This window comes from Pantoea sp. Acro-807 (assembly GCF_011752675.1).
Taxonomy (GTDB): Bacteria; Pseudomonadota; Gammaproteobacteria; order Enterobacterales; family Enterobacteriaceae; genus Pantoea; species Pantoea eucrina.
Genome location: NZ_VWXE01000009.1, coordinates 15,512 through 41,675, shown reverse-complemented (window position 1 = coordinate 41,675; position 26,164 = coordinate 15,512). Strand labels below are relative to the sequence as shown.

The window sequence follows — 26,164 nt, the reverse complement described above, 5'->3', positions numbered from 1 at the left end:
TTCTCCTTACACCAGGCCTGACAGCGTGAGCAGCAGGTCAATCGCTTTAATACCGATAAAAGGCACCACCAGCCCGCCCGCACCGTAAATCCACAGATTGCGTCGCAGCAGCGCTGCCGCGCTCACCGGCCGGTAACTCACCCCTTTCAGCGCCAGCGGAATAAGAAACACAATCACCAGTGCGTTGAAGATCACCGCCGACAGGATCGCGGAGGCGGGAGAGTGCAGCGCCATGATATTGAGCATGCTGAGCTGCGGGTAGGTCACGGCAAACGCCGCCGGAATGATGGCAAAATATTTCGCCACGTCGTTGGCGATGCTAAAGGTGGTCAGCGACCCCCGCGTCATCAGCATCTGCTTACCGATATGCACCACCTCCAGCAGCTTGGTCGGATTCGAGTCGAGATCGACCATGTTCCCCGCCTCTTTCGCCGCCTGGGTGCCGGAGTTCATCGCCACCGCGACATCCGCCTGCGCCAGCGCAGGCGCATCGTTGGTGCCGTCGCCGGTCATCGCGACCAGCCGTCCTTCTGACTGATACTGACGGATCAGCGCCAGTTTAGCCTCCGGCGTCGCTTCTGACAGAAAGTCATCCACGCCCGCCTCTGCGGCGATAGCCGCTGCGGTCAGCGGGTTGTCGCCGGTGATCATCACGGTTTTAATGCCCATCCGGCGCAGTTCAGCAAAACGCTCTTTGATGCCGCCTTTGACAATGTCTTTCAACGCCACCACGCCCAGAACCTGCGCGCCTTCGGCTACCACCAGCGGCGTGCCGCCCGCGCGCGCGACCTCCTCAACCCGGGCGTTGACCTCCGCCGGAAAGCGTCCATTGCCGGCGTCGATATAGCGGCGCACGGCGTCCACGGCGCCTTTACGGATCAGCCGATCCTGCACGTTCACGCCGCTCATGCGGGTCTGAGCGGAAAAAGGGATAAAGCTGGCGCCCATTGCGCTGAGATCGCGTTCGCGCAGGTTAAACCGCTGCTTCGCCAGCACCACAATGCTGCGTCCTTCCGGCGTTTCATCTGCCAGAGAGGCGAGCTGTGCCGCATCCGCCAGCTGCTCTTCGCTGACGCCTGGCGCGGGCAGAAACTGCGTCGCCTGGCGATTACCGAGCGTGATGGTGCCGGTTTTATCCAGCAGCAGCACGTCAACGTCCCCTGCCGCCTCCACCGCGCGTCCGCTGGTGGCGATCACGTTTGCCCCCAGCATGCGGCTCATGCCCGCCACGCCAATGGCCGACAGCAGACCACCAATCGTGGTGGGAATAAGACAGACCAGCAGCGCCACCAGTACCGTGACGCTGACCGGTGTACCGCCGTACGCGGAAAATGGCCACAGCGTGGCGGTCATTAGCAGAAATACGATGGTCAGTGAAACCAGCAGAATGGTCAGCGCGACCTCATTCGGGGTTTTACGACGTTTTGCGCCCTCCACCATGGCGATCATCCGATCGAGAAAGGTTTCGCCCGGATTGACGCTGCACCGGATCACCAGCCAGTCAGACAGAATGCGCGTGCCGCCGGTAACGGAAGCAAAATCACCGCCGGACTCGCGTATCACCGGCGCCGATTCGCCGGTAATGGCGCTCTCATCTACCGACGCGCCGCCCTCCAGTACATCGCCGTCGCACGGGATCACATCGCCCGCCTCAACCAGGACCACGTCACCTTTGCGCAGCGTATCCGCAGAGACTGGCTGCCATGCAGCACCATAGTGCGCTGCCGCAAGCTTCTTCGCCTCGCTGGTTTTCTTAATGCCTTTCAGGCTGTTGGCCTGCGCCTTGCTGCGCCCTTCCGCCAGCGCTTCTGCAAAGCTGGCGAACAGCACGGTTATCCAGAGCCAGAAGGCAATGGCGCCGGTAAAGCCGGCGCTGCCGCTCAGCCAGCCCGCCAGCATGCCGCCGGCCAGCAGCGACGTCAGCACGCTGCCCAGCCATACCAGAAACATCACCGGGTTGCGAAACTGCACGCGCGGATCGAGTTTTTTTACCGCATCCAGCAGCGCGGTGCGGGTCAGCTGCGCATCAAACAGCGCCAGTTGTTGACGACTCATGATTGCGTTATTCCTGAATCAGTTGCAGATGTTCCGCGACCGGCCCAAGCGCCAGCGCGGGAATAAAGGTCAGCGCACCCACCAGCAGCACGGTGCCTGTGAGCAGGCCGATAAACAGCGGGCCGTGCGTCGGCAGCGTACCGTTACCCGCGGGCTGAACGTTTTTCGCCGCCAGCGATCCGGCAATCGCCATGACCGGAATAATGATGCCGAAGCGGCCAGCCAGCATGCAGACGCCGAGCAGCAGGTTCCAGAACGGCGTGTTGGCGCTGAGTCCGGCAAAAGCGCTGCCGTTGTTATTTGCCGCAGATGAGACCGCATAGAGTATTTCGCTGAATCCGTGAATGCCGGGGTTGGCCATCGCCGCGCGACCGGCATCGGTCATCAGCGCCAGTGCGGTACCCAGCAGCACCAGCGCGGGCGTGACCAGAATCGCCAGCGCGGTCATTTTCATCTCCCACACGTCGATTTTTTTACCGCGATACTCCGGCGTGCGCCCGATCATCAGCCCGGCGATAAACACCGCCAGCAGAACGAACAGCAGCATGCCGTACAGCCCTGCGCCCACGCCGCCGAATACCACTTCGCCCAGCTGCATCAGCCACATCGGCACCATACCGCCCAGCGCGGTAAAGGAGTCATGCATTGCATTAACCGCGCCGCAGGAGGCTGCCGTGGTAATTACCGCGAACAGGCCCGAGTTGAGTATGCCGAAGCGCGTCTCCTTGCCCTCCATGTTGAGCGCGCTGTCAGCGCCCAGCGCCAGGAAATGCGGGTTGCCCCGTACCTCTGCCCACATCACCGCCGAGGCCGCGAGGACAAACAGAATACTCATGCTCCACAGCAGCATATGGCCCTGCCGGCGATCGTTCAGGTGCTGCCCGAACGTAAAGCAGAGCGACGCCGGGATCAGGAAAATGCTCAGCATCTGAACAAAGTTGGTCAGGGCGGTCGGATTCTCAAACGGGTGGGCAGAGTTCGCGTTAAAGAACCCACCGCCGTTGGTGCCGAGCATCTTGATGGCTTCCTGTGAGGCTACCGGACCGAGCGGCAGCGTCTGCTGTGCGCCCTCCAGCGTGGTGAGGGTATGATACGCCGCAAAGCTCTGGATGGTGCCCTGGCTGACATAAAACAGCGCAATCACCAGGCTGAGCGGCAGCAGGACGTAGAGCGTGATGCGCGTCAGGTCACGCCAGGCGTTGCCGAGCGTCGCCAGCGAGCGGTTAGCAAACCCGCGCATCAGGGCAAACGCTACGGCGATACCGGTTGCCGCAGAGAGAAAGTTTTGTACCGTCAGCCCCGCCATCTGGCTGAAGTAGCTCAGGCTGCTCTCACCGCCATACGCCTGCCAGTTGGTATTGGTGACAAAGCTTACCGCAGTGTTAAACGCCAGATCCCAGCTCAGGCCCGGCATCTGCTGCGGATTAAGCGGCAGCGCCCCCTGCAGCATCAGTATCGCCAGCAGCACCACGAAGCCTACGGCGTTAAACAGCAGCAGCGCCAGCAGATAGTGCTGCCAGCGCATCGCCGCTGTGCCGCTGCCCGTCAGCTGCCACAGCAGGTGCTCGGTGCGCGGCAGCAGCGGTTTATCCGCCACCAGCCGCGCCAGAAACCGACCCAGCGGCTGCGCCAGCGCCATCAGCACCAGCAGAAACAGCGCGATCAGTAAGAATGCATTCGCCGCCATCAGAATGCCTCCGCATTAAGCAGGGCATAAACCAGATAGCCCAGTAACAAAATCAGCAGCACAATGCCCGCTATTACGCCCACGCTCACAGCAACCTCCGGAGTAGTCAGTAGTGCGACAAGCATGCGCGGCGCGGCATAAAGAAGGGATAAAAAGGCGGAGGACGGGCGTAAAGAAAGTATAAATATGGCGTAAAATTAAGCGCTTTCCAGCGCCCAGACGCGGTTAAGGTCGATGTTCTGCCACAGCGACCCCTCTTCAGCACCGGTAATGCTGTCGGTACAGAAGCTGTCGCCTAAATCGACAATTTCCGGTTTCACTTCGCGCCGGGCATGCAGCGACCAGAAGACGTGCAGTTTAGGCTTCAGCAGCGATTTTTCACCCGCCTGCACCACCAGCGCGACCCGTCCCGACGCCAGACGTACCAGCGATCCGACCGGATAGATGCCAATCGACCGTACAAAACTGTGCAGCAGCGCGGGATCGAAATGGCCGCGCCAGCTCAGCATATTGTGCATCGCTTCTGCAGGCGTCCAGCCTTTACGGTAGGGACGATGCGAGGTGAGCGCGTCATAGACATCACAGACGGAGGCCATGCGGGCATAGAGCGTGATCTCCTCGCCGCGCAGGCCGTGCGGGTAGCCGCTGCCGTCAAATTTTTCGTGATGATGCAGCGCCACATCCAGCAGATCGTAGCCCGCATCCGCCTCCATCAACATCTGCGCGCCAACAATCGGGTGTTCACGCATGACCGCGAACTCATCGTCGCTCAGCTTGCCGGGCTTATTGAGGATCGCCAGCGGCACGGCCGCTTTGCCGACGTCGTGCAGCAGGCCAGCCATGCCTGCGCGACGCAGCCGGTCGGCCTCCAGCCCCAGTTTCTTCCCGAGCGAGATCATCAGCCCGCACACCGCCATGGAGTGCAGATAGGTGTAGTCATCGTGATTTTTCAGGCGCGCCACGCTGAGCAGCGCTGAAGGCTCACGCGCAATCGATCCCGCTATCTGATCAACCAGATCGAGCGTGAAGCTGAGATCGAGGCGCTGCCCCATACGGGCCTCATTAAACATCGCCAGCACGCGCGGCTTGCCCTGGGCGAAAATCTGCTGCGCCTGATCCAGCTCGCGGAAAAAGGCACTCTCCGCAACCGGCGCTCTGACGGGCTGGCTGTGCGGGATCGGCACCGACTTATCGAGATCGATCCAGACCTGGCGGATCCCTTCACTGCGGATCATGGCGATCTGGCGGCGGTCAGTGATCAGCATAAGGTTGCGAATGCGCCGATCTTTCAGCCACCAGACCTCAAGTTTGTGGATAAACATGCCCTCTTGCAGTTCGTCCACGGAAATCAGCTTTATCACACGTACTCTCCTGACTCGCTGTGGATGGTCAGGAGGGGTATCGGCAGCTGATCAAAAAATCTTCAGAGGCGTTTTGTGCGGCTGTGAGCCCGCCGGTAAAGCGCACATTTTCCCGCGGGTGCCCTTTACCGGTGGCGGTGAACAGACTACCGGCTCAGAGCGCCTTCGCCCTGCTCACGGTGCGGCGTGCGCGTCTGGCCCGCAGGCGTCTGGCTCTCTGCGCGCTGAATCGGTCCCATCACCAGCAGAAACAGCAGGGCCGCGATAATACAGTGCGCGCCAACAAACAGCAGGCCGACGCTGTAGCTGCCGGTCAGGCCGACGATAATGCCAAACAGCAGCGGCGTGATGAAGCCAGCCATATTGCCGATACCGTTGAAGATGGCACCCGCCAGCCCTACCGCCTCTTTTGGCGCGGTATCGCTGACAATGGTCCAGGTGCCCGCCCCCGCCGCCACGCCCTTGCCGAAGAACGCGAAAGACATGATAGCGATAATACCGGCGTTGCTCGGGATCACCGCGGCCAGCGTCAGCGAAGCCGCCATCACCATACCGGCGATAAACGGCCCCTTGCGCGCCCAGGAGAGGCTCCAGCCGCGCGCCAGCAGCCTGTCAGAGAGGAAACCGCCGCTGATGCCGCCAAGAAATCCAAACAGCGCCGGCGCAATGGTGGCAAAACCGGCATCCATGATATTCATGCCGCGCGCCTGAACCAGATAGATAGGGAACCAGGTAATGAAGAAGTAGCTGAGTGCAATCGTGCAGTACTGCCCCAGATAGGCGCACCACAGCATGCGGCTGCTGAGCAGCAGTTTAAACATGCGTTTATCGACCGGAGGACGGGCTTTCAGCGTCTCTGCGGCATCAATATCCACCAGCGCACCGCCCTGCTCAATGTAGTCCAGCTCGCTTTTTGTCACGCGCGGATGCTGACGCGGCGTGTGCATCCACGCCATCCAGCCAAACACGGCCAGAATGCCGATGGTGCCCAGCACAAAGAACGGCCACTCCCAGCCAAACCGCATGACCAGCCAGCCTGAGATGGGCGAAAAAATGGCGACGGCAAAATATTGCGCCGAGGCAAACAGCGATGAGGCGCGGCCGCGTTCGGCTCCGGGAAACCACATAATGACCGCGCGGGCGTTGGCGGGAAAGCTCGGCGCTTCTATCAGCCCCAGCGCAAAACGCAGCGCAAACATCAGCGTCAGCGTCATGGTTACGCCGGCGGAGAACTCACCGACAAAGCCCATCAGCAGCGTGGAGACCGACCAGAGCACCAGCGTCGCGCCGTAGACTTTTTTGGTGCCAAAGCGGTCGAGCAACAGGCCGCCGGGGATCTGACCAATCACGTAAGCCCAGCTGAAGGCGGAGAGGATCAGGCCAAGCTGGATCGCTGAAAGACCAAACTCCTCTTTAATTGCGGAACCGGAGATCGACAGGATCGAACGGTCAGCATAGGCCACCACCGACAGAAACAGGATCAGACACAGGATCCAGAGGCGCACACGGCTGGTTTCACTGCGGGTTTGACGTTGCAACATAGGCTCAGTTCCTTGAAAGGGGAAGCGTCCTGTCGCGATGCGACAGGGATCAGCAATACCGCGCAATCTTTACTGTTCAGCAACTATAGAAAGCGGGCTGGTGCGCGGTCATTGTGCGGTTGCAGGGATCGGCAGGTTAAAAACGGTCCCGCTTTCAGCGTTTGGCACAATGCCGCGTGCTGTGCCGCACAGATTGCCGATCTTTCTCCGGTGACCGCCGCAGAGTGTGCGCCAGGCGAAAGAAAAGGCGGCTGGTGCTGGCTATGTGGGAGCCGATCTGTGCTCCCGGCAGCAAAACGCGCACCGGCAGATTGTCAGGCTTGCGCGCCGATCGTAGTCTCAAATGGTTGCAACAGGTCATTTTTAATTTTACTGAAACATTTGTTCCATCCTCTCTTCTCTCATGCTCTGGAGTACGCAATGAAAACAGTAAAAGCGGTGCTGCTGGTGGGATTGCTTTCGGCTTCTGCGTCGTCGCTGGCGGATAAAATCGGCGTGTCGATGGCCTACTTTGATCAGAACTTTTTAACCATCATCCGCCAGTCGATCGATAAAGAGGCGAAAGCGCGCGGGCTGGCGGTGCAGTTTGAAGATGCACGCGGCGATGTCGGCCGTCAGACCGATCAGGTACAGAGTTTTATCGGCGCGGGCGTGGATGCCATCATTGTCGATCCGGTGGACTCGGCCAGCACGCCGCAGCTGACCCGTCTGGCACAGCAGGCAAAAATTCCGCTGGTGTATGTGAACCGTACGCCGGGCGATAAAACGCTGCCGCCGGGAGTGGTGTTTGTTGGCTCAGATGAGCGTGAGTCAGGCACGCTGCAGATGGAAGCGCTGGCTAAAATGGCCAATTACAAAGGCAATGTGGCGATTATGATCGGCAATCTCACTGATGCCGGCGCCCTGCAGCGCACCAAAGATGTGGAACAGGTAGTAGCGAAATATCCCGGGATGAAAGTGGTGCAGAAACAGCCGGCTAATTATGCGCGCAATGAAGGCATGGATTTAATGCTTAACTGGCTTGGCAACGGCGAGTCGATTGATATTGTCGCGGCGAACAACGATGAGATGGCGATTGGCGCAGCCATGGCGCTGGCAAAAAGCAACAAAAAGCTGCTGATTGGCGGCATTGACGCCACGCCGGATGGTCTGCAGGCGCTGGCGCAGGATAAAATTCAGGTCACCGTATTTCAGGACGCCATCGGCCAGGGCAAAACGTCCGTTGAGGTCGCGCAAAAGCTGATTGCCGGTGAAAAAGTCGCTTCTCACGTCTGGATCCCGTTTGAGCTGGTCACCAAAGAGAATATGCAGAACTACGTTAAAAAGAGCCAGTAGCCCCGCCTGAGAACGCAGCAGAGCCGTACGGTGCGGCGGCTCTGCTGTCAGCTCTTCTTTTCGTGCACTTCAGAAGGCGCGCGCAGCGTCACTGAGGGTCGCGCAGTTTCGCCATCACCACAATATCGTGATAGTCGCCATCGCGCAGGCACGCTTTGCGCTTTACGCCCTCATGCTCAAAGCCCAGACGCGTATAGAGGCGCAGCGCGCGCGCGTTGTCATGAAACGCTTCCAGCTCCACGCGGATAATCCCCATCCAGTTAAAGGCGTAGTCGAGCCCGGTGCGGATTAGCTGCTCACCGATGCCGCGTCCGGCAAACGCCGGATCAACGCTGATGCCAAAGCTCAGGCTGTGGCGGGTGCGCAGCCGCTGTTCGGTAAACAGCGTCAGTTCGCCCACCAGCTGCCCCTCCAGCTCAGCGACAAACGCGATATAGCCTTCAGCGTCCATGCGCTCAAATTTTTTCTCCCACGTGGCCACGCTGGGAAAGGGCAGCTGCGTGGTCCAGCGATATACCTCTGGCTGACTGTAGAGACGCTGGTAAGCCGCGGCGTCGCGCGGTTCGCGGCCGCGAATCTTTATCTCCATATCCGTGATCTCCGTCTGATTGCACTAAGCTGTTAACTCTGACCTTCCGGAAAGAGTGACCCTATGTTGTTTCGCCGTTTTGAACGTTTTATCAATATTTTTCAGGATGCACCAACGGATTCTCCCCCCGCCACCCTCGGCGCGTTCTATCGCTACTATCTGCGTCAGGTATGGCCAGGTTTCGCCGCGCTGCTGGTAGTGGGCCTGGCGCAGGCGCTGATTGAAGTGGCGCTGTTCAGCTATCTCAGCCGCATTATCGACCTCGTCAGCCATGCCACGCCGGCGACGCTCTTCAGTGAACACTGGCCGACTCTGCTCTGGATGGCGGCGGTGGCGCTGATCCTGCGGCCGGTGGTGATCGCCCTGCACGACCTGCTGGTTCACCAGAGCATCAACCCCGGCATGACCAGCATGATCCGCTGGCAGCATCATAACTATGTACTGCGCCAGAGCCTGAACTTCTTTCAGAACGATTTTGCCGGCCGCATCGCCCAGCGCATCATGCAGACCGGCAACGCGCTGCGCGATTCAGCGGTACAGCTGGTGGACGCCATCTGGCATGTGGTGATTTACGCCGGTACCTCGCTGGTGCTGTTTGCAGAAGCGGACTGGCGGCTGATGATCCCGCTGGTAATCTGGCTGATCGCTTACAGCCTGTCACTGCGCTTTTTTGTCCCGCGCGTGAAGCAGCGGTCGGTGGTCTCTTCAGAGGCGCGATCGCGCCTGATGGGCACCATTGTGGATGGTTACACAAACATTGCCACCATCAAGCTGTTTGCGCATACCGATCTGGAGAAGCGCTACGCACGCGAGGCGATTCAGGACCAGACCGACAAAACCCGCCACGCCAGCCGCATGGTGACCAGCATGGACATCACGCTCTCTGCGCTCAATGGCCTGCTGATTGTCAGCACCTCCGGGCTGGCGCTGTGGCTCTGGAGCCAGTCGCTGATCAGCGTCGGCGCCATTGCACTGGCGACCGGGCTGGTGATCCGGCTGGTGAATATGTCAGGCTGGATCATGTGGGTGGTGAACGGTATTTTTGAAAATATCGGCATGGTGCAGGATGGGCTGGGTACTATTGCGCAGCCGCTCAGCGTCCAGGATGCGCCGGCGGCGCCACCGCTGCGGGTGACGCGCGGTCAGATCCGCTTTGAAGATGTGCGCTTTGATTATGGCACTAACCGTCAGGTGATTAACCGGCTGAATCTGACGATTAAACCGGGTGAAAAAATCGGCCTGATTGGCCCTTCCGGTGCCGGTAAATCCACGCTGGTGAATCTGCTGCTGCGCCTGTATGACCTCAACGGCGGCCGCATTGCGATTGACGATCAAAACATTGCGGATGTGACTCAGGCGAGCCTGCGCGGGCAGATTGGTATGATCACGCAGGATACCTCACTGCTGCACCGTTCCATCCGCGACAATCTGCTCTATGGTCGTCCCGACGCCACAGAAGCGGAGCTGCAGGCGGCCATCACGCAGGCGCGTGCCGATGAGTTTATTCCGCTGCTCTCTGATTCTCAGGGGCGCACCGGGCTGGAGGCGCACGTCGGTGAGCGCGGCGTCAAGCTCTCCGGCGGTCAGCGACAGCGTATCGCTATCGCCCGCGTGCTGCTCAAAGATGCGCCGATTCTGATTATGGATGAAGCCACCTCGGCGCTGGACTCTGAAGTGGAAGCGGCCATTCAGGAGAGCCTGGAGAGCCTGATGCAGGGCAAAACGGTGATCGCTATCGCCCATCGTCTGTCGACCATTGCGAAGATGGACCGGCTGGTGGTGCTGGAGCAGGGGGAGATCGTGGAGATGGGCAATCATCACGAGCTGCTGGCGCAGAACGGTCTCTATGCCCGCCTGTGGCAGCATCAGACCGGCGGTTTTGTCGGCACCGATTAATCGCCACGCCGGAACGGCAGGGCTGCACGCGCCTCATCGGCCCAGTCGTGCACCCCTGCCCGTTCCTGCTGCAGAAAATCCTCCACCGCCGCGCGCAGTCCCGGATGCGCCAGATAGTGCCACGAGTGCGTTATCACCGGCTCAAAACCGCGCACCAGTTTGTGCTCACCCTGCGCTCCCGCATCAAAGCGCTGCAGCCCTTCTGCGATAGCAAACTCCATGCCCTGATAGAAACAGGTTTCAAAATGCAGGCGGTCAAACTCTGCCAGACAGCCCCAGTAGCGGCCATAAAGCGTGGTGCTGTCGCACAGGTAAAAGGCCATCGCGGCAGGCCGCTCATCCAGCGTGGCGATAACCACGCGAATCGCCTGCGGCATACGCTCTGCCAGCAGACTGAAAAATGCACGCGTCAGGTAAGGACGCTGGCCGCGTACCGCATAGGTGCTGACGTAGCAGGTGTAGACAAAATCCCACTGATCCTCCCGCAGTTCATCACCGCGATACCAGCTAAAGACAAAGCCGCTCTGCTGCACCAGCTCCCGCTCTTTGCGCAGCTGCTTGCGTTTACGCGACATCAGCGTATCAAGGAAGTCGGCAAAGTCGCGGTAGTGACGGTTGTGCCAGTGATACTGCAGGCCGAGGCGCATCAGCCAGTCGGACTGCTCTGCGATCAGGGCATTGGCGGGCGGCGTGGTGAAGTTGATATGCGCCCCGCTTATCTGTCGCGCCAGCAGCGCGTCCGGCAGCGCGGTCAGCAGCTGAGTGATGGCGGACGCTTCGCCCAGCAGACGCTGCCCCGTTACCGGACTGAACGGAACGGCACCGAGCCATTTGGGGTAGTAGCGGATCCCCGCGCGCTGGCACGCCTCGGCCCAGGCCTGATCGAAGACATATTCTCCGCGCGAGTGGGATTTAACATAGCCCGGTAGCGCAGCGACGGTTTTGCCCTGCTCCCGCCAGAGCAGGTGTGCCGGCTGCCAGCCCGTTTCAGCGCGCACGCTGCCGCTCTCCTCAAGGGTGGTCAGAAAGGCGTGGCGTAAAAAGGGCTGATCGTCAGGCAGCAGCGCGTCCCATTCAGCAGCCGCGATCTCCGTCAGTGATGATAGAAAATGCAGTGACATGCAGCTCTCCCGGCCAGGGGCGCCCTTTATGACGCCCGGATGAATGCGTATACGATACGTCACGGCGCCCTTTCCCGCCATGATGCAATGCAGGGGCGGTGCGAGCTGCGGCCAGGGGCGCATTAATGCACCCCCTGCGATGCCCCCGCAGGGGCGCCATTAATGGCGCCCTGGGTTAATGCGCGGGCGGAACGTGATGACGCCATTAATGGCGCCCGGGTTAATGCGCGTGCGAAACGCGATGACGCCGGCGCAGTGCGCGATGCGGGCAGGGGCGCATTAATGCGCCCCCTACAATGCCCCGTAGGGGCGCCATTAATGGCGCCCTGGGTTAATGCGCGGGCGGAACGTGATGACGCCATTTATGGCGCCCGGGTTAATCCGCGTGCGAAACGCGATGACGCCGGCGCGGTGCGGGCTGCGGCCAGGGACGCATTAATGCGCTCCCTGCGACGGAATTCCCGCCCGGGGGCGCCGGTTGATGCGTATACTCTGGCTTTGGCCTGCCTGGAGAGAAGATGGATCGACTTGATTGTGACCGGATGTTTGTCGCTGTACTGGAGACGGGCAGCTTTGCCGCTGCGGCGATGCGCCTTGGCGCCAGCAGCGGGCAGGCGTCAAAGCTGGTGTCGCGGCTTGAGCAGCTGCTGGGCGTTCAGCTGCTCAAACGTACCACGCGGGCGCTCTCTCCGACCGATGCGGGCCGCGCTTACTATGAACGCATTAAAACGCTGCTGGATGCGTTTGATGCGCTGGATGACGCTATGCGCGAAAATGCCAGCCTGCCCTCTGGCCGGCTGCGTATCAGCGCGCCTGGCACCTTTGGAACGGCGGTACTGGCACCGGTGCTGGTCGCGTTTGCCCGTCACTATCCGCTAATCGAGCTGGACGTCAGCTTTTCCGATCGCGCTGTCAATATCGTGGATGAAGGGTTCGATCTGGCGGTGCGCATCGGCCGCCTCGATGACAGCAGCCTGATCGCCCGGCGACTGGGTGACGTGCCGGTACATATTGCCGCATCGCCGGCCTACCTGCTCCGGCATGGCACGCCACAGCACTGGCGCGATCTCGCCCGACACCAGTGCATCAGCGACACCAACTTTCGCGATCCGTGGAACTGGCCTTTTGTCACGGCTGCAGGCGACAGCGCCACGGTACCGATCCGCGGCCGCCTCTGTTTTTCCAACACCGAAGCGTGCCTGCACGCTGCCGTCGCCGGGCTCGGTATCGCCCGCCTGCCCGGCTTTATCGCCACGCCCGCTCTGCAGCGTCAGGAGATTGTTACGCTGCTGGCGGAGTTTGCGCCGCCGCCCATGGGGCTGTTTGCACTTTACCCCTCTGCCCGTTTTCTGGCGCAGAAAACCCGGCTGCTGATCGACTTTCTGGCCAGCCACTTCCTCCATCAGCCGCCCGCCTGATTACTTCCATTTCGGAAAGAATGAAAGCCGTTTTGCCTGGATTATCACCAGGCCCGCGGCGCGCTACTCTCTGCGCCCTGATTACACAGGAGCAGCGTTATGTTAGTGAATGGCAAATGGAGTGAAGCCTGGCATCCGGTACAGGCCACCGATCGGCAGGGTGGATTTGTACGACAGACCTCGCAGTTTCGTCACTGGATCAGTGCTGATGGCACAACCGAATTTGCCGCAGAGCCGGATCGCTACCATCTCTACGTGGCGCTGATCTGCCCGTGGGCATCGCGTACGCTGATTGCGCGCAGCCTGAAAGGTCTGGAACAGGTGATTACTGTTTCCGTGGTTGAACCGCAGCTGGGCAGCGCCGGCTGGCGCTTTGGCGATTATCCGGGGGCGCAGCGCGACACGCTGAACCAGGCTGAGTATCTGCATGAACTCTATACCCGCGCCGATGCCGCTTTTACCGGACGCGCCACCGTCCCGGTGCTGTGGGATAAAAAGACGCAGACTATCGTCAATAACGAGTCGGCCGATATTCTGCGCATGCTGAACAGCGGCTTTGGCGATCTGGCTGACGATCGCCTGGATCTCTATCCTGCCGATCTGCGCACGGAGATCGATGCGCTGAATGAAACGATCTACACCCGGTTAAATAATGGCGTTTATCGTACCGGCTTTGCCACTACCCAGGTAAGTTATCAGCAGGCTTTCAGCGACGTTTTTGCGCAGCTGGACGAGCTGGAAGCGCTGCTGAAAGATGGCCGTACCTTTGTGCTGGGCGAACGCCTGACTGAAACCGACATCCGGCTGTTTGTCACGCTGATTCGTTTTGACGCCGCCTACTATGGCCTGTTCAAATGCAACCTGCGTCGTCTGTGCGACTATCCGCTGCTGGATCGCTATCTGAAAAGCGTTCTGGCGGTCTCGGGCATACGACAGACGGTGAACATGGACCATATCAAACAGGGCTACTATTCGATTAACGCTCTGAACCCCAACGGCATCGTGCCCGCCGGGCCGGATATGGCAGCGTACGGTTTTTAAGGAGCAGGCATGGCAAAAGCACTGGTTATTTTTCTGCATGGCGTTGGCAGCAGCGGTGACGATCTGGCGGTGCTCGGGGAGCACTGGAGCGGGCTGCTGCCCGACGTGGCGTTTGCTTCCCCCGACGCGCCCTGGCCATTTGAGCATGCGATGGGCTATCAGTGGTTCAGCCTGACCGGCGTTACGCCGGAGAATCGTCCGGCGCGCGTGCGTGCGGCGCGCGATGCATTTGATGATACGCTGCAGCGCCTGATGGCGCAGCACGGCATGCCGGATGCCTGGGAAAACGTTATTCTGGTCGGCTTCTCGCAGGGATCGATCATGGCGCTGGATGCACTGGCTTCAGGACGCTACCCGCTGGCCGGCGTGGTGGCATTTTCCGGCCGGCTGGCATTCGACGAACCGCTAACCCCGCAGCCCTGCGCTTCCGCGCTACTGATCCACGGCAAAGCGGATGAGGTGATCCCCTTCAGCGAAACAGCGTCCGCCGTCAGCCGGTTACAGGCGGCAGGCGTTAACGTAACGGCCGCTTTCGAAGCCACCACCGGCCACACCATCTCGCCGCAGGGCGCAAGAGAGGCGGTAACCTATATTGCGCAGTGCCTGCAGGATTAGCGCCAGCAGCGATTCAGCGCCTGCCAGGCGCGCCGTGCGCTCTCTGCCGCCGGCTGCGCTTTCAGCTGGTCATTGAATACTTCAATGCCAACCGGACCAGCATAACCGGCTCGCTGCAGGCGACTGACAAAGCTGGCCACATCAATAATGCCGTCGCCCGGCAGCAGCCGCTGGTGACGCGCATAGTCGCTCAGCGCCTGATTATTCTGCGGCGGCTGTTCAGCCATATCGCACAGCTGGACTTCATAGATACGGCTGGCCGGGATGCCCTCAAGGTGCGACGCGTCACCACCCAGCGCGCAGATATGAAACAGATCCACCACCAGGCCAACATTAGGCAGATCAAGACGCTGCAGGCGCTGCCAGGCAAGCGGCAGCGTATTGTCCACGCTACTCCACGCCATAGGCTCATACATGATGCGCATCTCATGGCGCGCCGCTTCCGCCGCCAGCCAGCGCAGATCGTCATCAATGCGTTCCGGGATGCAATCCTGTCGCGTGGTGGCAGGCGCCTGGATGGTGTCGCAGCCAATCGCACGCGCCAGCCGGATAAACTGCTGCAGCTCCTCACGCTTTTGCTGGCGCTCGCTGTCCGGCGCGCCGGTAAAATCGCGCAGCACCTGCAGATTAGTGAAACGGATCGCGGAGTGCGCTAAGTGCGCCGTCTCCATCTTTTCTACATCCTCGCGCCAGATTTCAGCCTGATCAAACCCTGCATCCTGCGCCGCGCGCAGCTTTGCTGCAGGCTCGCCCTGCAGCAGGACCAGATTAAGAAAAAGTGGATTGCCCGGCATGGTTACGCTCCTTTGCGTCTGAACAGAATCCTCCCTGACGGGCCGCTGGCGGGCGCTCAGCCGAGCAGGTTAACCACTGCAAAGCCCGCAAAGGTCATCAGCAGCGAACCCACGACATGCACCAGCACGCTCGACATTGCCCACAGGTATTTACCTGATTGTAGCAGGCTGACAATTTCTGCTGAGAAGGTAGAAAACGTGGTCAGGCCGCCGCACAGACCGGTAACGATCAGCAGTTTCCATGCCGGATCGAGCTGTGGGTAACGCATAAACCACGCCAGAGCGGCGCCAATAATGAAACCGCCCACCAGGTTGACGATCAGCGTGCCTGGCGGCAAATCAGGAAACAGCGCGTTAAAACGTAGCGAGATAAGCCAGCGCAGGGTGCAGCCAGCAGCTCCGCCGACGATTACGGCACACAGCGACTTCAGCATAATTTGATCTCCGGAATGAAGCGCGCGTAACGGCAGCAGGAAACGAAAAACGCCTGACCCGCCGCCCTCTCCGCGCAGGGATAAGCGCATAGTCAGGCGTCATCAGCCGTCTGAAAACAGCGGCGGTTGGATCGGGTGGTACGCCATCACCCGTGCTGAGATAATACGCTATCGCCGGTAAACGATCACCCTGCCGGCAGCAGCGCCGGGTTACGGTCAGACCACCCGGTGACGCAGACGACCGATTTTTTCAATCTCCACTTCAATCTCATCACCCGGGAACATAAACAGCGGTGGCGTACGCTTTTTGCCGACGCCGCCGGGCGATCCGGTAATAATAACGTCTCCCGGCGAGAGTGGGCTAAACGCAGAGATATACTCAATAATTTTCGCCACCGGATGCACCATACTGGCCGTGGTGTCGTTCTGCACTTCGCGCTGGTTAAGCCAGGTTTTGATCGCCAGCTGCTGCGGATCGGGGATCTCATCAGCCGTGGTCATCCACGGGCCAAAGCCGCCGGTCTGCTGCCAGTTTTTTCCGGCGGTAAACCAGGTAAACTGCATATCGCGGACAGTGGCATCCATAAAGCAGCTATAGCCCGCCACATACGCCAGCGCGTCGCTTGCCGACACCTGCGAGGCGGCTTTGCCGATAATCACGGCCAGCTCGCCCTCGTAGTCAAATTCTGCGGTAGTCGCAGGCTTCAGCAGCGGCTGTTCGTGCGCCGCCAGTGAGTCAGCGAAACGGACAAACAGCGTGGGCGCTTCCAGCGTTTCCGCAAACTCTTTACGTTTATCGGCATAGTTCATGCCGACGCAGAAAACTTTTCCCGGCTGCTCAATGACCGGCAGAAAACGAATGGCACTAAACGCATGATCCGCTGGCAGATGCTCAAATGCGGCCAGATCGCTGATACCACCGCGCGCCAGCAGGGTTTTCAGGTCGGGACAGACGTCACCGAAGCGCAGCCCCAGATCGACCACACCCTCTTTCTGCACGATGCCATAGCTTTTGCGTGCACAATCAATCAGATAAAAACTGCAAAGCTGCATAACCGCCTCGTTATAATAAGAAATGGCGCGCAGCGTATCAAAAGCCAGCCAGAAATGCGGTATGACCTGCAAAGAAAGTGGTGAAGGTTTGTGTCAGTCTGCGTGCGGGAAAGGACAAAGATGAGAGGTGATAATCATCCTTCGATCCCTGAAGGCGATTATCGAGGGTAACTCTGGACGCTTAAGAAAGCGCGCCCGGCGGTACGTGTTTAAAGGTTGCGACATAGGCGCGAAACACATAACGGAAAAAAGCTTTCATGAAACACCTGACTCAAATATTGTTGAAAAATTACGCGCAAATTATAGCGGTAGCGCGTTTTTCATGCAATTTTATTTGAGCCAGATCACAAAATTAACGTTCAGCTCATCAATCCCAGATGCTCGATCAGAATCGTGCTGCCGATACAGATCAGGACCACACCCCCCAGCACTTCTGCCCACTTGCCCAGCACCGGGCCGATAAAGCGTCCCACCAGCACACCGGTTGTCGCCATCAGCGTGGTTGCAGCACCAATGGTCAGCGCGGTGAACAGGATATTAACCTGCAGGAAAGCGAGACCGACGCCGACGGCCAGCGCATCAAGGCTGGTGGCAACCGCCGTCAGCGCCAGCACCATAAAGCCGTGCTGCTGCGGCGCTTCGCAGGGCTCATCTGCTGTCTGGCGGAAACCTTCCATAATCATACGGCCGCCCAGTACGCTAAGCAGACCAAAGGCCACCCAGTGATCCCACGCCATGATGTAGTGACTGGCCGCCAGGCCGATTGCCCAGCCGATCAGCGGCGTCAGCATTTCGATGGCACCAAAAATCAGGCCAGTGCGTAAGGCTTCTTTTATTCCCGGACGGTGCAACGACGCACCTTTACCCAGTGCAGCGGCAAAGGCGTCCATTGACATGCCAAAAGCCAGGATCAGGGTTGCGATGAATGTCATGGGTTTTTAGCCAGTTAGCGAACAAATGCGTAAATCCTCTGCTTTGTTCGTATTAATAAGTCAGTCATAAAAAAGTGCGCGCAGTCTAGCATGCAAACACCCCAAAAAAAAGACAACAAAATCATGGGTTTAAGTATAGCAAAGGCTATAACTCTTAACTGCCGCTATTTTTAACGCTAAGTTGATGGAATCGCAGAAATTTCCTGGCGTCATCTGATTCACAGATTGCACTGCCCGCCCCTTTTATGCGCTAATGCACGCGCAATATTGACAGGAAAAGAGCGATGAAAAACCCTTTCGAAACACTGATTATTCCAGGCGGGATCCTGCTGCTGGGCTTTCTTTCGGCGCTTCTGCTGCCCGCCCCCTCTTTTGGTCTGATATGGGCGCAGCGACTGCAGCAGAGCTTACACCTCCAGGATCTCAACCAGCTCTATACGCTGGTATTTTGCCTGTGGTTTTTGCTGCTTGGCACGCTGGAGTTTTTTGTTATCCGTTTTATCTGGCGTCGCTGGTTTCAGATGCGCTGACCCTTCTCTCAAACGCTTCGCCCGTTAAAATCAGAATCACAGAAATGTAACACTATTTTTACACAAACGGGCGACATATCACGCAACAAAAAATCCCCGTTTCCAGCTCACCATAAATATTTCTTATTATTCAGAATGTTATTTTGTGATACCTGTCACCGTTCAACTTTTAACCTCTGCAACCTCATCACAATTACATAACATTGATATCTGCATAACCTGCTGATTAGCGGATAAAAATATCTTATAAGCCGCCGCTCAGGCTGATTAATTCTTATGCTGAATCATTTCGGCATTTAAAAAATAAACAAACGTTTAATTCCAATACGAGAATGTTATATTCAGAAGCATATGCATAACGTGTAGTTAACCGTTATCGCCCCATTGGCTTAACCTGAGTCTTAACCCTTTGAGATAGCGCAGCGCGCGTAAGCCGCGCGGCTATTTTGCCTGCCAACCTGTTGAGCTTCAGGTCAACAGAAGAGGAGATGTCGCCTCATGAGCAACACTGCGGTAAACCTGGCGCTGAGCAGCGCTGCAATGGATGGTGCAAAACGTCAGGAACGGAAAGAAGTTGATGTCCTGCTGATTGGCGCAGGCGTCATGAGCGCTACGCTCGGCACCTGGCTGCAGGAGCTGGAGCCAGACTGGTCCATTGAAATGGTTGAGCGTCTGAATGACGTCGCAGTGGAATCCTCTAACGGCTGGAATAATGCCGGTACCGGTCACGCCGCGCTGGCGGAGCTTAACTACACGCCGCAAAAGGCGGATGGTTCGATCGATATCGCTAAAGCAGTAGCCATCAACGAATCTTTCCAGATGTCGCGTCAGTTCTGGGCGCATCATGTGCAGAAAGGCAACCTGCAGGATCCCAAAAGCTTTATCCATACCACGCCACACATGAGTTTTGTCTGGGGTGACGCTAACGTCGACTTCCTGCGCAAGCGTTTCCAGGCGCTGCAGAAGAGCACGCTGTTTCGCGGTATGCACTATTCCGAAGATCGCGATCAGATTGCGCAGTGGATCCCGCTGGTGATGAAAGGACGCGATCCGCAGCAGAAGGTAGCCGCCACCTGGACCGATATGGGTACAGACGTCAACTTTGGTGAAGTGACGCGTCAGCTGATCGCCGCCCTGGAGAAAAAAACGCATTTCCGCCTGCGTATGCGGCAGGAAGTGCGTGACCTGGTGCGCCTGAACGATGGCCGCTGGCAGGTTACGCTGATGAACTTGGATACCAGTGAACAGCGCACCCTGATTACCCGCCAGCTGTTTATCGGTGCCGGCGGTGCGGCGCTGCCGCTGCTGCAGAAGTCAGGCATTCCTGAGGTCAAAGGTTACGCCGGCTTCCCGGTAGGCGGCTCTTTCCTTGTCACTGAAAATTCGGATGTGGTCGCGCAGCATATGGCCAAGGTCTACGGCAAAGCCAGCGTCGGCGCACCGCCTATGTCAGTGCCGCACGTTGATACGCGCGTGCTGGATGGCAAACAGGTGCTGCTGTTTGGCCCGTTCGCCACCTTCTCCACTAAGTTCCTGAAACAGGGTTCGCTGCTGGATATGTTTGGCGCGATGAACACCAGCAACCTGCTGCCGATGATGCAGGTCGGCCTGAAGAGTTTTGACCTGGTGAAATATCTGGTTGATCAGGTGCTGCAGAGCGATGCCGATCGCATGGAGGCGCTGCGCGCCTATGTGCCGCAGGCGAAACAGGAAGACTGGCGCCTGGTCACGGCGGGCCAGCGCGTGCAGATCATCAAAAATGATGAGCTGGAAGGCGGCGTGCTGCGCCTCGGCACTGAAGTGGTGACGTCTGCTGATGGCTCTATTTCTGCGCTGCTGGGCGCCTCACCAGGCGCATCGACCGCGCCACCGATTATGCTGGAGCTGATGGCAAAAGCTTTCCCTGAGCAGATGCGCTCACCGGAGTGGCAGACTAAAATCCGGGCCGTTATTCCATCATGGGGCCGCAAGCTCAATGGTGACGTGGCGCTGACCGAGAAAGTACTGGCCGATACCAGTCGCATACTGCAGCTGGAATATGAGCCGGTGATCACCTCGCATGCGGCAAACGACGAAGCGCGGATCACCGCTCACGTGGTCGGCAAATAGCTGACTGCTCAGGTGCGCCGCCCGGCGCACCTGCTCTATATTGCGCTCAGCGCGTCATACCCCATCCAGCCGGTCGTTGCCAGCAGCGATAGCGCCATCAGCGTGTTAAACAGGCGCCGCTTCCAGTGCGTCTGCAGGTACGTCCGCAGCCGATCGCCCAGCGCTGCCCAGAGCAGAATGCAGGGCAGATTGAGCGCGGCAAAACCGGTCAGCACCAGCCAGACGTTGCTGCTGCTGGCGTAAAGCAGCGCAACGTTTGTGACCATCAGCCAGGCCTTGGGATTAACCGCCTGAAAAGCCACGCCGCCCAGCAGCGTCATCGGACGCGGACGGGCGCTGGCCTGCGGCGCACCGGCGCGAAAAATTTTCCATGACAGCCACAGCAGATAGCCGCAGCCCGCCAGCGTCAGCGGCAGGCGTACGGCTGCCATCCACGTCAGCAGCAGCTCCAGCGCCACGCTTGCCAGCAGCATCTGCAGCGCGCAGCCGAGCAGTATACCGCCCAGCACTGGCAGCGTGCGACGAAAGCCGAAATTGACCCCTGATGTGGCCAGCAGCAGATTGTTCGGGCCGGGCGTAATAGACATGATGGTGACATAACTGAAAAAGGCGGGATCGAGCATAGACGTTCTCCGGACTGAATAAGCTGACTCCATCGTAATGCCGTCACCGCAATGGCAACAGAGACAGTAATTCAGTATTGTAATGGGTACAGTCACACTTTTTCTGCTTTGTACCTGTCACTTCCGGAGGCCATTGTGTCCCTCGCGTTTACTGACGATCAACCGCGCTACCAGCAGCTGGCAGCAAAATTTGCCGACGCTATTCATCAGGGTTCGCTGCGGCCGGGCGCCCGCCTGCCCGCTATCCGGCGAGTGGCGCAGTCGCACCAGCTCAGCGTAAATACCGTGATCAGCGCCTGGCAACTGCTGGAAGATCGCGGCCTGATTGAGGCGCGGCCGCAGTCAGGTTATTACGTTCGCGGCGTATTGCCTGCCGTTACGCTGCAGCCGCAGCCGCCCACCGCAGAGAGTGGCGATCCGGATGCACAGAAGCTGGCGCTGATTGAACAGGTTTTTGCCGCGCAGAATAATCCCGACTACACCAATATTTCGCTGGCCTGTCCGCAGGACAGTGAGCTTTTTCCTTCAGCGAAGCTGGGCCGTATCACCGCCGCGCTGATCCGGCGCCAGGGCGACATTATCGGTCGTTATGCGCTGCCTCCCGGCAGCGAGCGGCTGCGCGAGGAGATCGCCCGGCGCAGCGTGCATACCGGACTGAACCTTACCGCTCAGGCGATTACCCTGACCCACGGCTGCATGGAGGCGCTGCAGCTGGCGCTGCGCGCTGTCACGCAGCCCGGCGACTGTATCGGACTGGAATCCCCCACCTATTTTTTCCTGTTTCCGCTGCTCGCCTCGCTCGGACTGAAGGCGCTGGAGATCCCCACCGATCCGCAGCGCGGTCTTTCGCTGGACGCGCTGGAGATGCTGCTGCAGGAGCAGCGCATTCAGGCGCTGATCGCTATGCCGGGCGCGCAAAACCCGCTGGGCTACGTGATGCCGCTGGAGAACAAAAAACGGCTCGCTGCGCTGATGAATCACTATCGCATTCCGCTGATTGAAGACGGGCTCTACGATGAATTGCAGTTTGACTGGCCGCTGTCACCGCCGGTTAAGGCGTTCGATCGCGATGGCTGGGTGATTTACTGCACCAGCTTTACCAAAACCGTGGCGCCTGATTTTCGTATCGGCTGGACCGCCGCGGGCCGGTTTCATGCCAGCATTGCGCGGCTGAAAGCGGTCTCGTCGATGACTGAATCGCGGCTGCTGAGCGAGACGCTGGCAGAGTTCCTCGCCAGCGGGGGGTACGATCATCATTTGCGCTCGCTGCGCCGGCGCTATGCGGCAAATCTGGATGCGGCGCGGGGCATTCTGGCGCGCCATTTTCCGCAGGGAACACGCGCCACGCTGCCGCGCGGTGGCTTTGTCTTCTGGGTCGAGCTGCCGGGTAAGATTGATACCGTGCTGCTGTTTAATCGTCTGCTGCAGGAGCAGATCTGCGTCACGCCAGGCGCGCTCTACACGCTGAGCGAACGCTACCGGCATGCGCTGCGCCTCTCCTGCTGTTATCCGTTCGACGCGCGTTACACCCGTGCCTTAGCGCGCACGGGTGCTCTGGCGTGCGAGATGAGCGGCATTGCCCCTGCTGCGTCTTAAGGCGTGCCGTTGCGTCCCCAGGTGGTAAATCCGGGGCGCTCGGTCAGCCGCTCATAGTAGGTCTGTATTGCCGGAAAATCGGGGTGATCCAGCGGCGTTTCAAACCAGCGGTTTACGGCCAGTCCAATGGGAATATCCGCCAGGCTAAAGTGACGCCCGGCCACATAGCGGCCCGATTTTTCCAGCTGCTGATTGAGTATCCCCATGGTGTGCGTCCAGCCTTTCACCGCTGCTGCGAGCAGACGGGGATCCTGATGCGCTGGTGAATTTCGTACCAGCGACATAAAGGCGTAGCGCCAGGAGGTGTTAAGCTCGGTAGCCTGCCAGTCGATCCACTGATCCACCGGCGCGCGTAAGCGCGGCTCCTCCGGATAGAGCCATGCACCACCGTAGCTGTTGGCCAGGTAGCGCAGAATAGCGTTGGATTCCCATATCACCAGCCCGTCGTCGATGATGACCGGCACCAGGGCGTTGGGGTTCAGCGCCATAAACTGCGGTGCATGCAGCGACAGACCCTCGTCGCCCCAGGCTTCATGCTTATAGGTGATATTCAGCTCAGCGCAGAGCCACAGCACCTTGCGCACGTTGATTGACGTTTTACGGCCTAAAATTTTTAACATCGCGGACTCCGCCTGCAGAATTATTAATCTATTCATAGCCCTGTTAGCGCGCTTTTACCATGCGCAGGGTATCATTCCACATATTGGCTGACAGAAAAGGAATTGTTATGAGAGTGGCGTTTAAACAGGTGGATGTCTTTACCGCAACGGCATTTCGGGGAAATCCGCTGGCCGTGATTATGGATGCACAGGGATTAGCTGACGAACAGATGGCAGCGATTGCGCGCTGGACCAATCTGTCAGAGACCACGTTTGTGCTGCCGCCAGAGAGCAGCGCGGCGGACTATCGCATCCGCATTTTTACCCCTTCGGGTGAGCTGCCGTTTGCCGGTCACCCGACGCTGGGTACAGCCCATGCGCTGCTGGAAGCGGGCTGGCCGCGGAAAAACGCCGGCTGTATTGTTCAGGAGTGCGGCGTCGGACTGGTTGAGGTGCGTATCGCCGCCGATGGCGCACTGGCATTCGCTGCCCCTGCGGCAACCCTGACGCCGTTCAGCGATGCGCTGATGAGCCGCGCGCTTAACAGCGAGGCCTTTGATCTGACGCAGTCGCCTGCCGTAGCGGATATGGGTATTCGCTGGCTGCTGATCCCGCTCAGCAGCGCGCAGGCGGTCGTCGACGTCACGGCTTCCGTGGCCGATCTGCAGCAGCTGCAGCAGCGGGCGGGCGTCAGCGGCGCGCTGATTTTCGGCGCGCTGCCGCCGGGGGAACCGGAGCAGTATGAGGTCCGCGCGCTGTTTGTGGAGAATGGCAGCCTGACTGAAGATCCGGTCACCGGCAGCGCCAACGCCTGTCTGGCTCGCTACCTGGCGGCCCAGGGCCAGACGCGCAGCTACCGGGCGCGCCAGGGCAGCGCGATCCAGCGCAACGGCCGTATTGACGTTACCTATACGGAAGAGGCGATCTGGATCGGCGGCCAGACGGTAACGGTTATCGACGGTACCATCACGCTCTGACGCGCCGCTCTTACGTCAGCAGGTGATCACAACGCCTGACCGCCCGATGCTTCAATGCGCTGGGCGGTGATCCAGCCGCTCTCCTCGCTCAGCAGCATGCAGATAGCGTCCCCGATGTCGTCCGGCAGCCCGACCCGCCCCAGCGCGGTGACGGACGCAATCTGCGCGTTAAGTTCACGCGTATCGCGCACCCGTCCGCCGCCAAAGTCAGTCTCAATGGCGCCCGGTGCCAGAATATTGACGCGAATGCGGCGCGCGCCCAGCTCCTTCGCCTGATAGCGCGTCAGCACCTCCATGGCGCCTTTCATTGCGGCATAGGTTCCGGAGCCAGGCTGCGTGATACGGGTCAGCCCGCTGGAGATATTCAGAATACGGCCGCCGTCGTTCAGCAGCGGCAGCAGCGCCTGGGTCAGAAAAAACGGGCCTTTCAGGTGCACATTGACCAGCGCATCAAACTCCGCCTCGGTGGTATCGGTCAGCAGCTGATAGTGACCATGACCGGCGTTATTCACCAGAAAATCGAACCGGTCGCGCTGCCAGACGCGCTGCAGCGTCTGCGTAAGCTGTTGTGCAAAGGCAGCGAACTGGCTGCTGTCGCCAACGTCCAGCGGCAGCGCAGCCGCCTGCACGCCCAGCGCTTCGATCGCCTCTGCCACTTTCTGCGCTTCATCAGCGTGACTTCGGTAAGTAAACACAATATGCGTGCCGCGTGCGGCCAGTTTCAGGGCTGCATTACGTCCCAGGCCGCGGTTTCCGCCGGTAATCAGCGCTATTTTGTGACTCATAACTCTCTCCTGCTGAAAAAGTGAACTCCTGATAAAGATATTCAAACCGAAGTGTTCTATAAACGCAGATAACTGCGCAGCACTGTTTCAATAACAACAACAATCGGTGAACAATATGGATAAAATTCATGCAATGCAGGTTTTTGTACGCGTTGCGGAGATGGGCAGTTTTACCCGGGCCGCTGAAAGTCTGGGTTTACCAAAAGGCAGCGTGTCGCGTCAGCTGCAGGCGCTGGAGAACCAGATGGGCACGCGCCTGCTGCATCGCACTACCCGGCGCGTGCACCTCACCCAGGATGGACTGGTCTATTACGATCGCTGCCTCGATCTGCTGTCGATGATGGAGGATATGGACAGTCTGTTTCAGCATGACCCGGCGACGCTGAGCGGCAAGCTGCGGGTCGATATGTCGGTGGCGATGGCCACCAGCTTTATTCTGCCGCGCCTGCCGGAGTTTCTGCAGCACTATCCCGGCGTTGAGATTGAGCTGAGCAGCAGCGATCGCCAGGTGGATGTGATTCGGGAGGGATTTGACTGCGTGGTGCGCGTGGGCGAGCTGAAAGATTCCGGTCTGATTGCGCGAAAAATTGGCACCTATGCCTTGATCAACTGCGCCAGTCCCGACTACCTTTCCCGCTTTGGCCGTCCGATACGGCTGGAGGAGCTGTCGCAGCACGCCATGGTGCACTATACCCAGCAGCTGGGTCAGCCTGCGCCGGGATTTGAATATTTCGATGGCCGCCAGTGTCACTATGTGCAGACCGGCGGCGTGGTGACGGTAAACAGTACTGAAACCTACCGTGCCGCCTGCCTCGCCGGGCTGGGGATTATTCAGGTGCCGGCAATGGGCGTTCAGCCGCTGCTGGAGTCGGGTCAGCTAGTGGAAGTGCTGCACGCTTTTCCGGCAAAACCGATGCCGATTACGCTGCTCTATCCGCACCGCCGCAACGTGGCGCGCCGCGTGCGGGTGTTTATGGAGTGGCTGAGCCAGGTGCTGCAGGAGTATGTCACCTGACACATCCGCCGCCGCCGTTATTTACGGTATATAATTTCAGTTTCGCAGTGAACAGGAT

24 protein-coding genes and 1 riboswitch are annotated in these 26,164 nt (G+C 59.2%); of the genes, 10 read left to right on the top strand and 14 right to left on the bottom strand.

The window, feature by feature from the left end:
• Positions 1–6: 6 nt before the first annotated feature.
• The 5 genes from kdpB to F3J39_RS16605 all read right to left on the bottom strand — a co-directional run bounded on the left by kdpB (position 7) and on the right by F3J39_RS16605 (position 6,644).
• On the bottom strand, positions 7–2,055 hold the full coding sequence (kdpB, locus tag F3J39_RS16625) for a potassium-transporting ATPase subunit KdpB (protein ID WP_166714449.1): 2,049 nt from the start codon (positions 2,053–2,055) through the stop codon (positions 7–9).
• Between the two features lie 7 nt (positions 2,056–2,062).
• Positions 2,063–3,742, bottom strand: coding sequence for a potassium-transporting ATPase subunit KdpA (gene kdpA, locus F3J39_RS16620; RefSeq protein WP_071669266.1), 1,680 nt, complete (start codon positions 3,740–3,742; stop codon positions 2,063–2,065).
• Positions 3,742–3,831, bottom strand: coding sequence for a K(+)-transporting ATPase subunit F (gene kdpF / locus F3J39_RS16615; RefSeq protein ID WP_071669265.1), 90 nt, complete (start codon positions 3,829–3,831; stop codon positions 3,742–3,744). The genes kdpA and kdpF overlap by 1 nt, the downstream gene beginning before the upstream one ends.
• Before the next feature lie 108 nt (positions 3,832–3,939).
• The gene (locus F3J39_RS16610) at positions 3,940–5,103 is read right to left on the bottom strand and encodes an HD-GYP domain-containing protein (RefSeq protein ID WP_039381059.1); all 1,164 of its coding nucleotides are present in this window, start codon (positions 5,101–5,103) and stop codon (positions 3,940–3,942) included.
• 146 nt (positions 5,104–5,249) lie between these two features.
• Positions 5,250–6,644, bottom strand: coding sequence for an MFS transporter (locus F3J39_RS16605; protein WP_166714448.1), 1,395 nt, complete (start codon positions 6,642–6,644; stop codon positions 5,250–5,252).
• Between the two features lie 420 nt (positions 6,645–7,064).
• Between F3J39_RS16605 and F3J39_RS16600 the strand changes: the two genes are divergently transcribed.
• Positions 7,065–7,979 carry a sugar ABC transporter substrate-binding protein gene (locus F3J39_RS16600; protein ID WP_166714447.1) on the top strand — a complete coding sequence of 305 codons (915 nt, stop codon included), beginning with the start codon at positions 7,065–7,067 and terminating at the stop codon, positions 7,977–7,979.
• Positions 7,980–8,067: 88 nt separating this feature from the next.
• Here F3J39_RS16600 and F3J39_RS16595 read toward each other — a convergent pair whose 3' ends face one another.
• Positions 8,068–8,568 carry a GNAT family N-acetyltransferase gene (locus F3J39_RS16595; protein ID WP_071669262.1) on the bottom strand — a complete coding sequence of 167 codons (501 nt, stop codon included), beginning with the start codon at positions 8,566–8,568 and terminating at the stop codon, positions 8,068–8,070.
• A gap of 63 nt (positions 8,569–8,631) precedes the next feature.
• Between F3J39_RS16595 and F3J39_RS16590 the strand changes: the two genes are divergently transcribed.
• Positions 8,632–10,464, top strand: coding sequence for an ABC transporter ATP-binding protein (locus F3J39_RS16590; protein WP_039381067.1), 1,833 nt, complete (start codon positions 8,632–8,634; stop codon positions 10,462–10,464).
• On the opposite strand, the gene F3J39_RS16585 is transcribed toward F3J39_RS16590, so the two are convergent.
• Positions 10,461–11,585 carry a GNAT family N-acetyltransferase gene (locus F3J39_RS16585; RefSeq protein ID WP_039381070.1) on the bottom strand — a complete coding sequence of 375 codons (1,125 nt, stop codon included), beginning with the start codon at positions 11,583–11,585 and terminating at the stop codon, positions 10,461–10,463. The two genes, F3J39_RS16590 and F3J39_RS16585, sit on opposite strands and share 4 nt — an antisense overlap.
• Positions 11,586–12,103: 518 nt before the next feature.
• On the opposite strand from F3J39_RS16585, the gene F3J39_RS16580 reads away from it, so the two are divergent.
• From F3J39_RS16580 to F3J39_RS16570, 3 genes are all read left to right on the top strand, one after another.
• Positions 12,104–13,003 carry a LysR family transcriptional regulator gene (locus F3J39_RS16580; RefSeq protein ID WP_104085995.1) on the top strand — a complete coding sequence of 300 codons (900 nt, stop codon included), beginning with the start codon at positions 12,104–12,106 and terminating at the stop codon, positions 13,001–13,003.
• 99 nt (positions 13,004–13,102) lie between these two features.
• Positions 13,103–14,044 (top strand): glutathione S-transferase family protein, encoded by a 942-nt coding sequence (locus F3J39_RS16575; protein WP_039381074.1) that lies wholly within the window; start codon positions 13,103–13,105, stop codon positions 14,042–14,044.
• Positions 14,045–14,053: 9 nt separating this feature from the next.
• Positions 14,054–14,659, top strand: coding sequence for a prolyl oligopeptidase family serine peptidase (locus F3J39_RS16570; RefSeq protein WP_094112041.1), 606 nt, complete (start codon positions 14,054–14,056; stop codon positions 14,657–14,659).
• Here the strand turns inward: F3J39_RS16570 and F3J39_RS16565 are convergent.
• The 4 genes from F3J39_RS16565 to mntP form a co-directional block, all read right to left on the bottom strand.
• Positions 14,656–15,453, bottom strand: a complete 798-nt coding sequence (locus tag F3J39_RS16565; RefSeq protein WP_071669260.1) for a sugar phosphate isomerase/epimerase family protein — start codon at positions 15,451–15,453, stop codon at positions 14,656–14,658. The two genes, F3J39_RS16570 and F3J39_RS16565, sit on opposite strands and share 4 nt — an antisense overlap.
• 56 nt (positions 15,454–15,509) lie before the next feature.
• Complete coding sequence (gene crcB / locus F3J39_RS16560; RefSeq protein WP_039381082.1) at positions 15,510–15,887, bottom strand: fluoride efflux transporter CrcB; 378 nt, start codon at positions 15,885–15,887, stop codon at positions 15,510–15,512.
• 86 nt (positions 15,888–15,973) lie between these two features.
• Positions 15,974–16,047: riboswitch (Fluoride riboswitch) on the bottom strand.
• A 56-nt stretch (positions 16,048–16,103) separates the two neighbouring features.
• Positions 16,104–16,940, bottom strand: coding sequence for a fumarylacetoacetate hydrolase family protein (locus tag F3J39_RS16555; RefSeq protein WP_071669293.1), 837 nt, complete (start codon positions 16,938–16,940; stop codon positions 16,104–16,106).
• Between the two features lie 359 nt (positions 16,941–17,299).
• Complete coding sequence (gene mntP / locus F3J39_RS16550) at positions 17,300–17,872, bottom strand: manganese efflux pump MntP (protein ID WP_039381085.1); 573 nt, start codon at positions 17,870–17,872, stop codon at positions 17,300–17,302.
• Between the two features lie 284 nt (positions 17,873–18,156).
• Here mntP and F3J39_RS16545 point away from each other — a divergent pair, with 284 nt between their 5' ends.
• Together F3J39_RS16545 and mqo are read left to right on the top strand one after the other, a co-directional pair.
• Positions 18,157–18,402 (top strand): DUF1158 domain-containing protein, encoded by a 246-nt coding sequence (locus tag F3J39_RS16545; RefSeq protein ID WP_039381087.1) that lies wholly within the window; start codon positions 18,157–18,159, stop codon positions 18,400–18,402.
• 498 nt (positions 18,403–18,900) lie between these two features.
• The gene (gene mqo / locus F3J39_RS16540; protein ID WP_166714446.1) at positions 18,901–20,511 is read left to right on the top strand and encodes a malate dehydrogenase (quinone); all 1,611 of its coding nucleotides are present in this window, start codon (positions 18,901–18,903) and stop codon (positions 20,509–20,511) included.
• Positions 20,512–20,546: 35 nt separating this feature from the next.
• Here mqo and F3J39_RS16535 read toward each other — a convergent pair whose 3' ends face one another.
• The gene (locus tag F3J39_RS16535) at positions 20,547–21,134 is read right to left on the bottom strand and encodes a LysE family translocator (protein WP_108570165.1); all 588 of its coding nucleotides are present in this window, start codon (positions 21,132–21,134) and stop codon (positions 20,547–20,549) included.
• 135 nt (positions 21,135–21,269) lie between these two features.
• Here F3J39_RS16535 and F3J39_RS16530 point away from each other — a divergent pair, with 135 nt between their 5' ends.
• Positions 21,270–22,730, top strand: a complete 1,461-nt coding sequence (locus F3J39_RS16530) for a PLP-dependent aminotransferase family protein (RefSeq protein WP_071669258.1) — start codon at positions 21,270–21,272, stop codon at positions 22,728–22,730.
• Here F3J39_RS16530 and F3J39_RS16525 read toward each other — a convergent pair.
• Positions 22,727–23,350, bottom strand: coding sequence for a glutathione S-transferase (locus tag F3J39_RS16525; protein WP_039381100.1), 624 nt, complete (start codon positions 23,348–23,350; stop codon positions 22,727–22,729). The genes F3J39_RS16530 and F3J39_RS16525 overlap by 4 nt on opposite strands.
• Positions 23,351–23,457: 107 nt before the next feature.
• Here F3J39_RS16525 and F3J39_RS16520 point away from each other — a divergent pair, with 107 nt between their 5' ends.
• The gene (locus tag F3J39_RS16520; RefSeq protein ID WP_166714445.1) at positions 23,458–24,306 is read left to right on the top strand and encodes a PhzF family phenazine biosynthesis protein; all 849 of its coding nucleotides are present in this window, start codon (positions 23,458–23,460) and stop codon (positions 24,304–24,306) included.
• A gap of 26 nt (positions 24,307–24,332) precedes the next feature.
• On the opposite strand, the gene F3J39_RS16515 is transcribed toward F3J39_RS16520, so the two are convergent.
• Entirely contained in the window at positions 24,333–25,091 is a 759-nt protein-coding gene (locus F3J39_RS16515; RefSeq protein WP_104085989.1) for an SDR family oxidoreductase, read from the bottom strand.
• Positions 25,092–25,206: 115 nt separating this feature from the next.
• On the opposite strand from F3J39_RS16515, the gene F3J39_RS16510 reads away from it, so the two are divergent.
• Positions 25,207–26,106, top strand: coding sequence for a LysR family transcriptional regulator (locus F3J39_RS16510; RefSeq protein WP_104085988.1), 900 nt, complete (start codon positions 25,207–25,209; stop codon positions 26,104–26,106).
• The last annotated feature ends 58 nt before the right edge of the window (positions 26,107–26,164 follow it).

Coding starts and splice junctions, on each gene's coding strand:
- F3J39_RS16510 (WP_104085988.1), top strand. CDS start 25,207: ATGGATAAAATTCATGCAATGCAGGTTTTTGTACGCGTTGCGGAGATG.
- F3J39_RS16585 (WP_039381070.1), bottom strand. CDS start 11,585: ATGTCACTGCATTTTCTATCATCACTGACGGAGATCGCGGCTGCTGAA.
- F3J39_RS16575 (WP_039381074.1), top strand. CDS start 13,103: ATGTTAGTGAATGGCAAATGGAGTGAAGCCTGGCATCCGGTACAGGCC.
- F3J39_RS16520 (WP_166714445.1), top strand. CDS start 23,458: ATGAGAGTGGCGTTTAAACAGGTGGATGTCTTTACCGCAACGGCATTT.
- F3J39_RS16595 (WP_071669262.1), bottom strand. CDS start 8,568: ATGGAGATAAAGATTCGCGGCCGCGAACCGCGCGACGCCGCGGCTTAC.
- F3J39_RS16590 (WP_039381067.1), top strand. CDS start 8,632: ATGTTGTTTCGCCGTTTTGAACGTTTTATCAATATTTTTCAGGATGCA.
- F3J39_RS16535 (WP_108570165.1), bottom strand. CDS start 21,134: ATGCTCGATCCCGCCTTTTTCAGTTATGTCACCATCATGTCTATTACG.
- F3J39_RS16545 (WP_039381087.1), top strand. CDS start 18,157: ATGAAAAACCCTTTCGAAACACTGATTATTCCAGGCGGGATCCTGCTG.
- mqo (WP_166714446.1), top strand. CDS start 18,901: ATGAGCAACACTGCGGTAAACCTGGCGCTGAGCAGCGCTGCAATGGAT.
- F3J39_RS16605 (WP_166714448.1), bottom strand. CDS start 6,644: ATGTTGCAACGTCAAACCCGCAGTGAAACCAGCCGTGTGCGCCTCTGG.
- kdpB (WP_166714449.1), bottom strand. CDS start 2,055: ATGAGTCGTCAACAACTGGCGCTGTTTGATGCGCAGCTGACCCGCACC.
- F3J39_RS16515 (WP_104085989.1), bottom strand. CDS start 25,091: ATGAGTCACAAAATAGCGCTGATTACCGGCGGAAACCGCGGCCTGGGA.
- F3J39_RS16600 (WP_166714447.1), top strand. CDS start 7,065: ATGAAAACAGTAAAAGCGGTGCTGCTGGTGGGATTGCTTTCGGCTTCT.
- mntP (WP_039381085.1), bottom strand. CDS start 17,872: ATGACATTCATCGCAACCCTGATCCTGGCTTTTGGCATGTCAATGGAC.
- F3J39_RS16570 (WP_094112041.1), top strand. CDS start 14,054: ATGGCAAAAGCACTGGTTATTTTTCTGCATGGCGTTGGCAGCAGCGGT.
- kdpA (WP_071669266.1), bottom strand. CDS start 3,742: ATGGCGGCGAATGCATTCTTACTGATCGCGCTGTTTCTGCTGGTGCTG.
- F3J39_RS16525 (WP_039381100.1), bottom strand. CDS start 23,350: ATGTTAAAAATTTTAGGCCGTAAAACGTCAATCAACGTGCGCAAGGTG.
- crcB (WP_039381082.1), bottom strand. CDS start 15,887: ATGCTGAAGTCGCTGTGTGCCGTAATCGTCGGCGGAGCTGCTGGCTGC.
- F3J39_RS16565 (WP_071669260.1), bottom strand. CDS start 15,453: ATGCCGGGCAATCCACTTTTTCTTAATCTGGTCCTGCTGCAGGGCGAG.
- F3J39_RS16555 (WP_071669293.1), bottom strand. CDS start 16,940: ATGCAGCTTTGCAGTTTTTATCTGATTGATTGTGCACGCAAAAGCTAT.
- F3J39_RS16580 (WP_104085995.1), top strand. CDS start 12,104: ATGGATCGACTTGATTGTGACCGGATGTTTGTCGCTGTACTGGAGACG.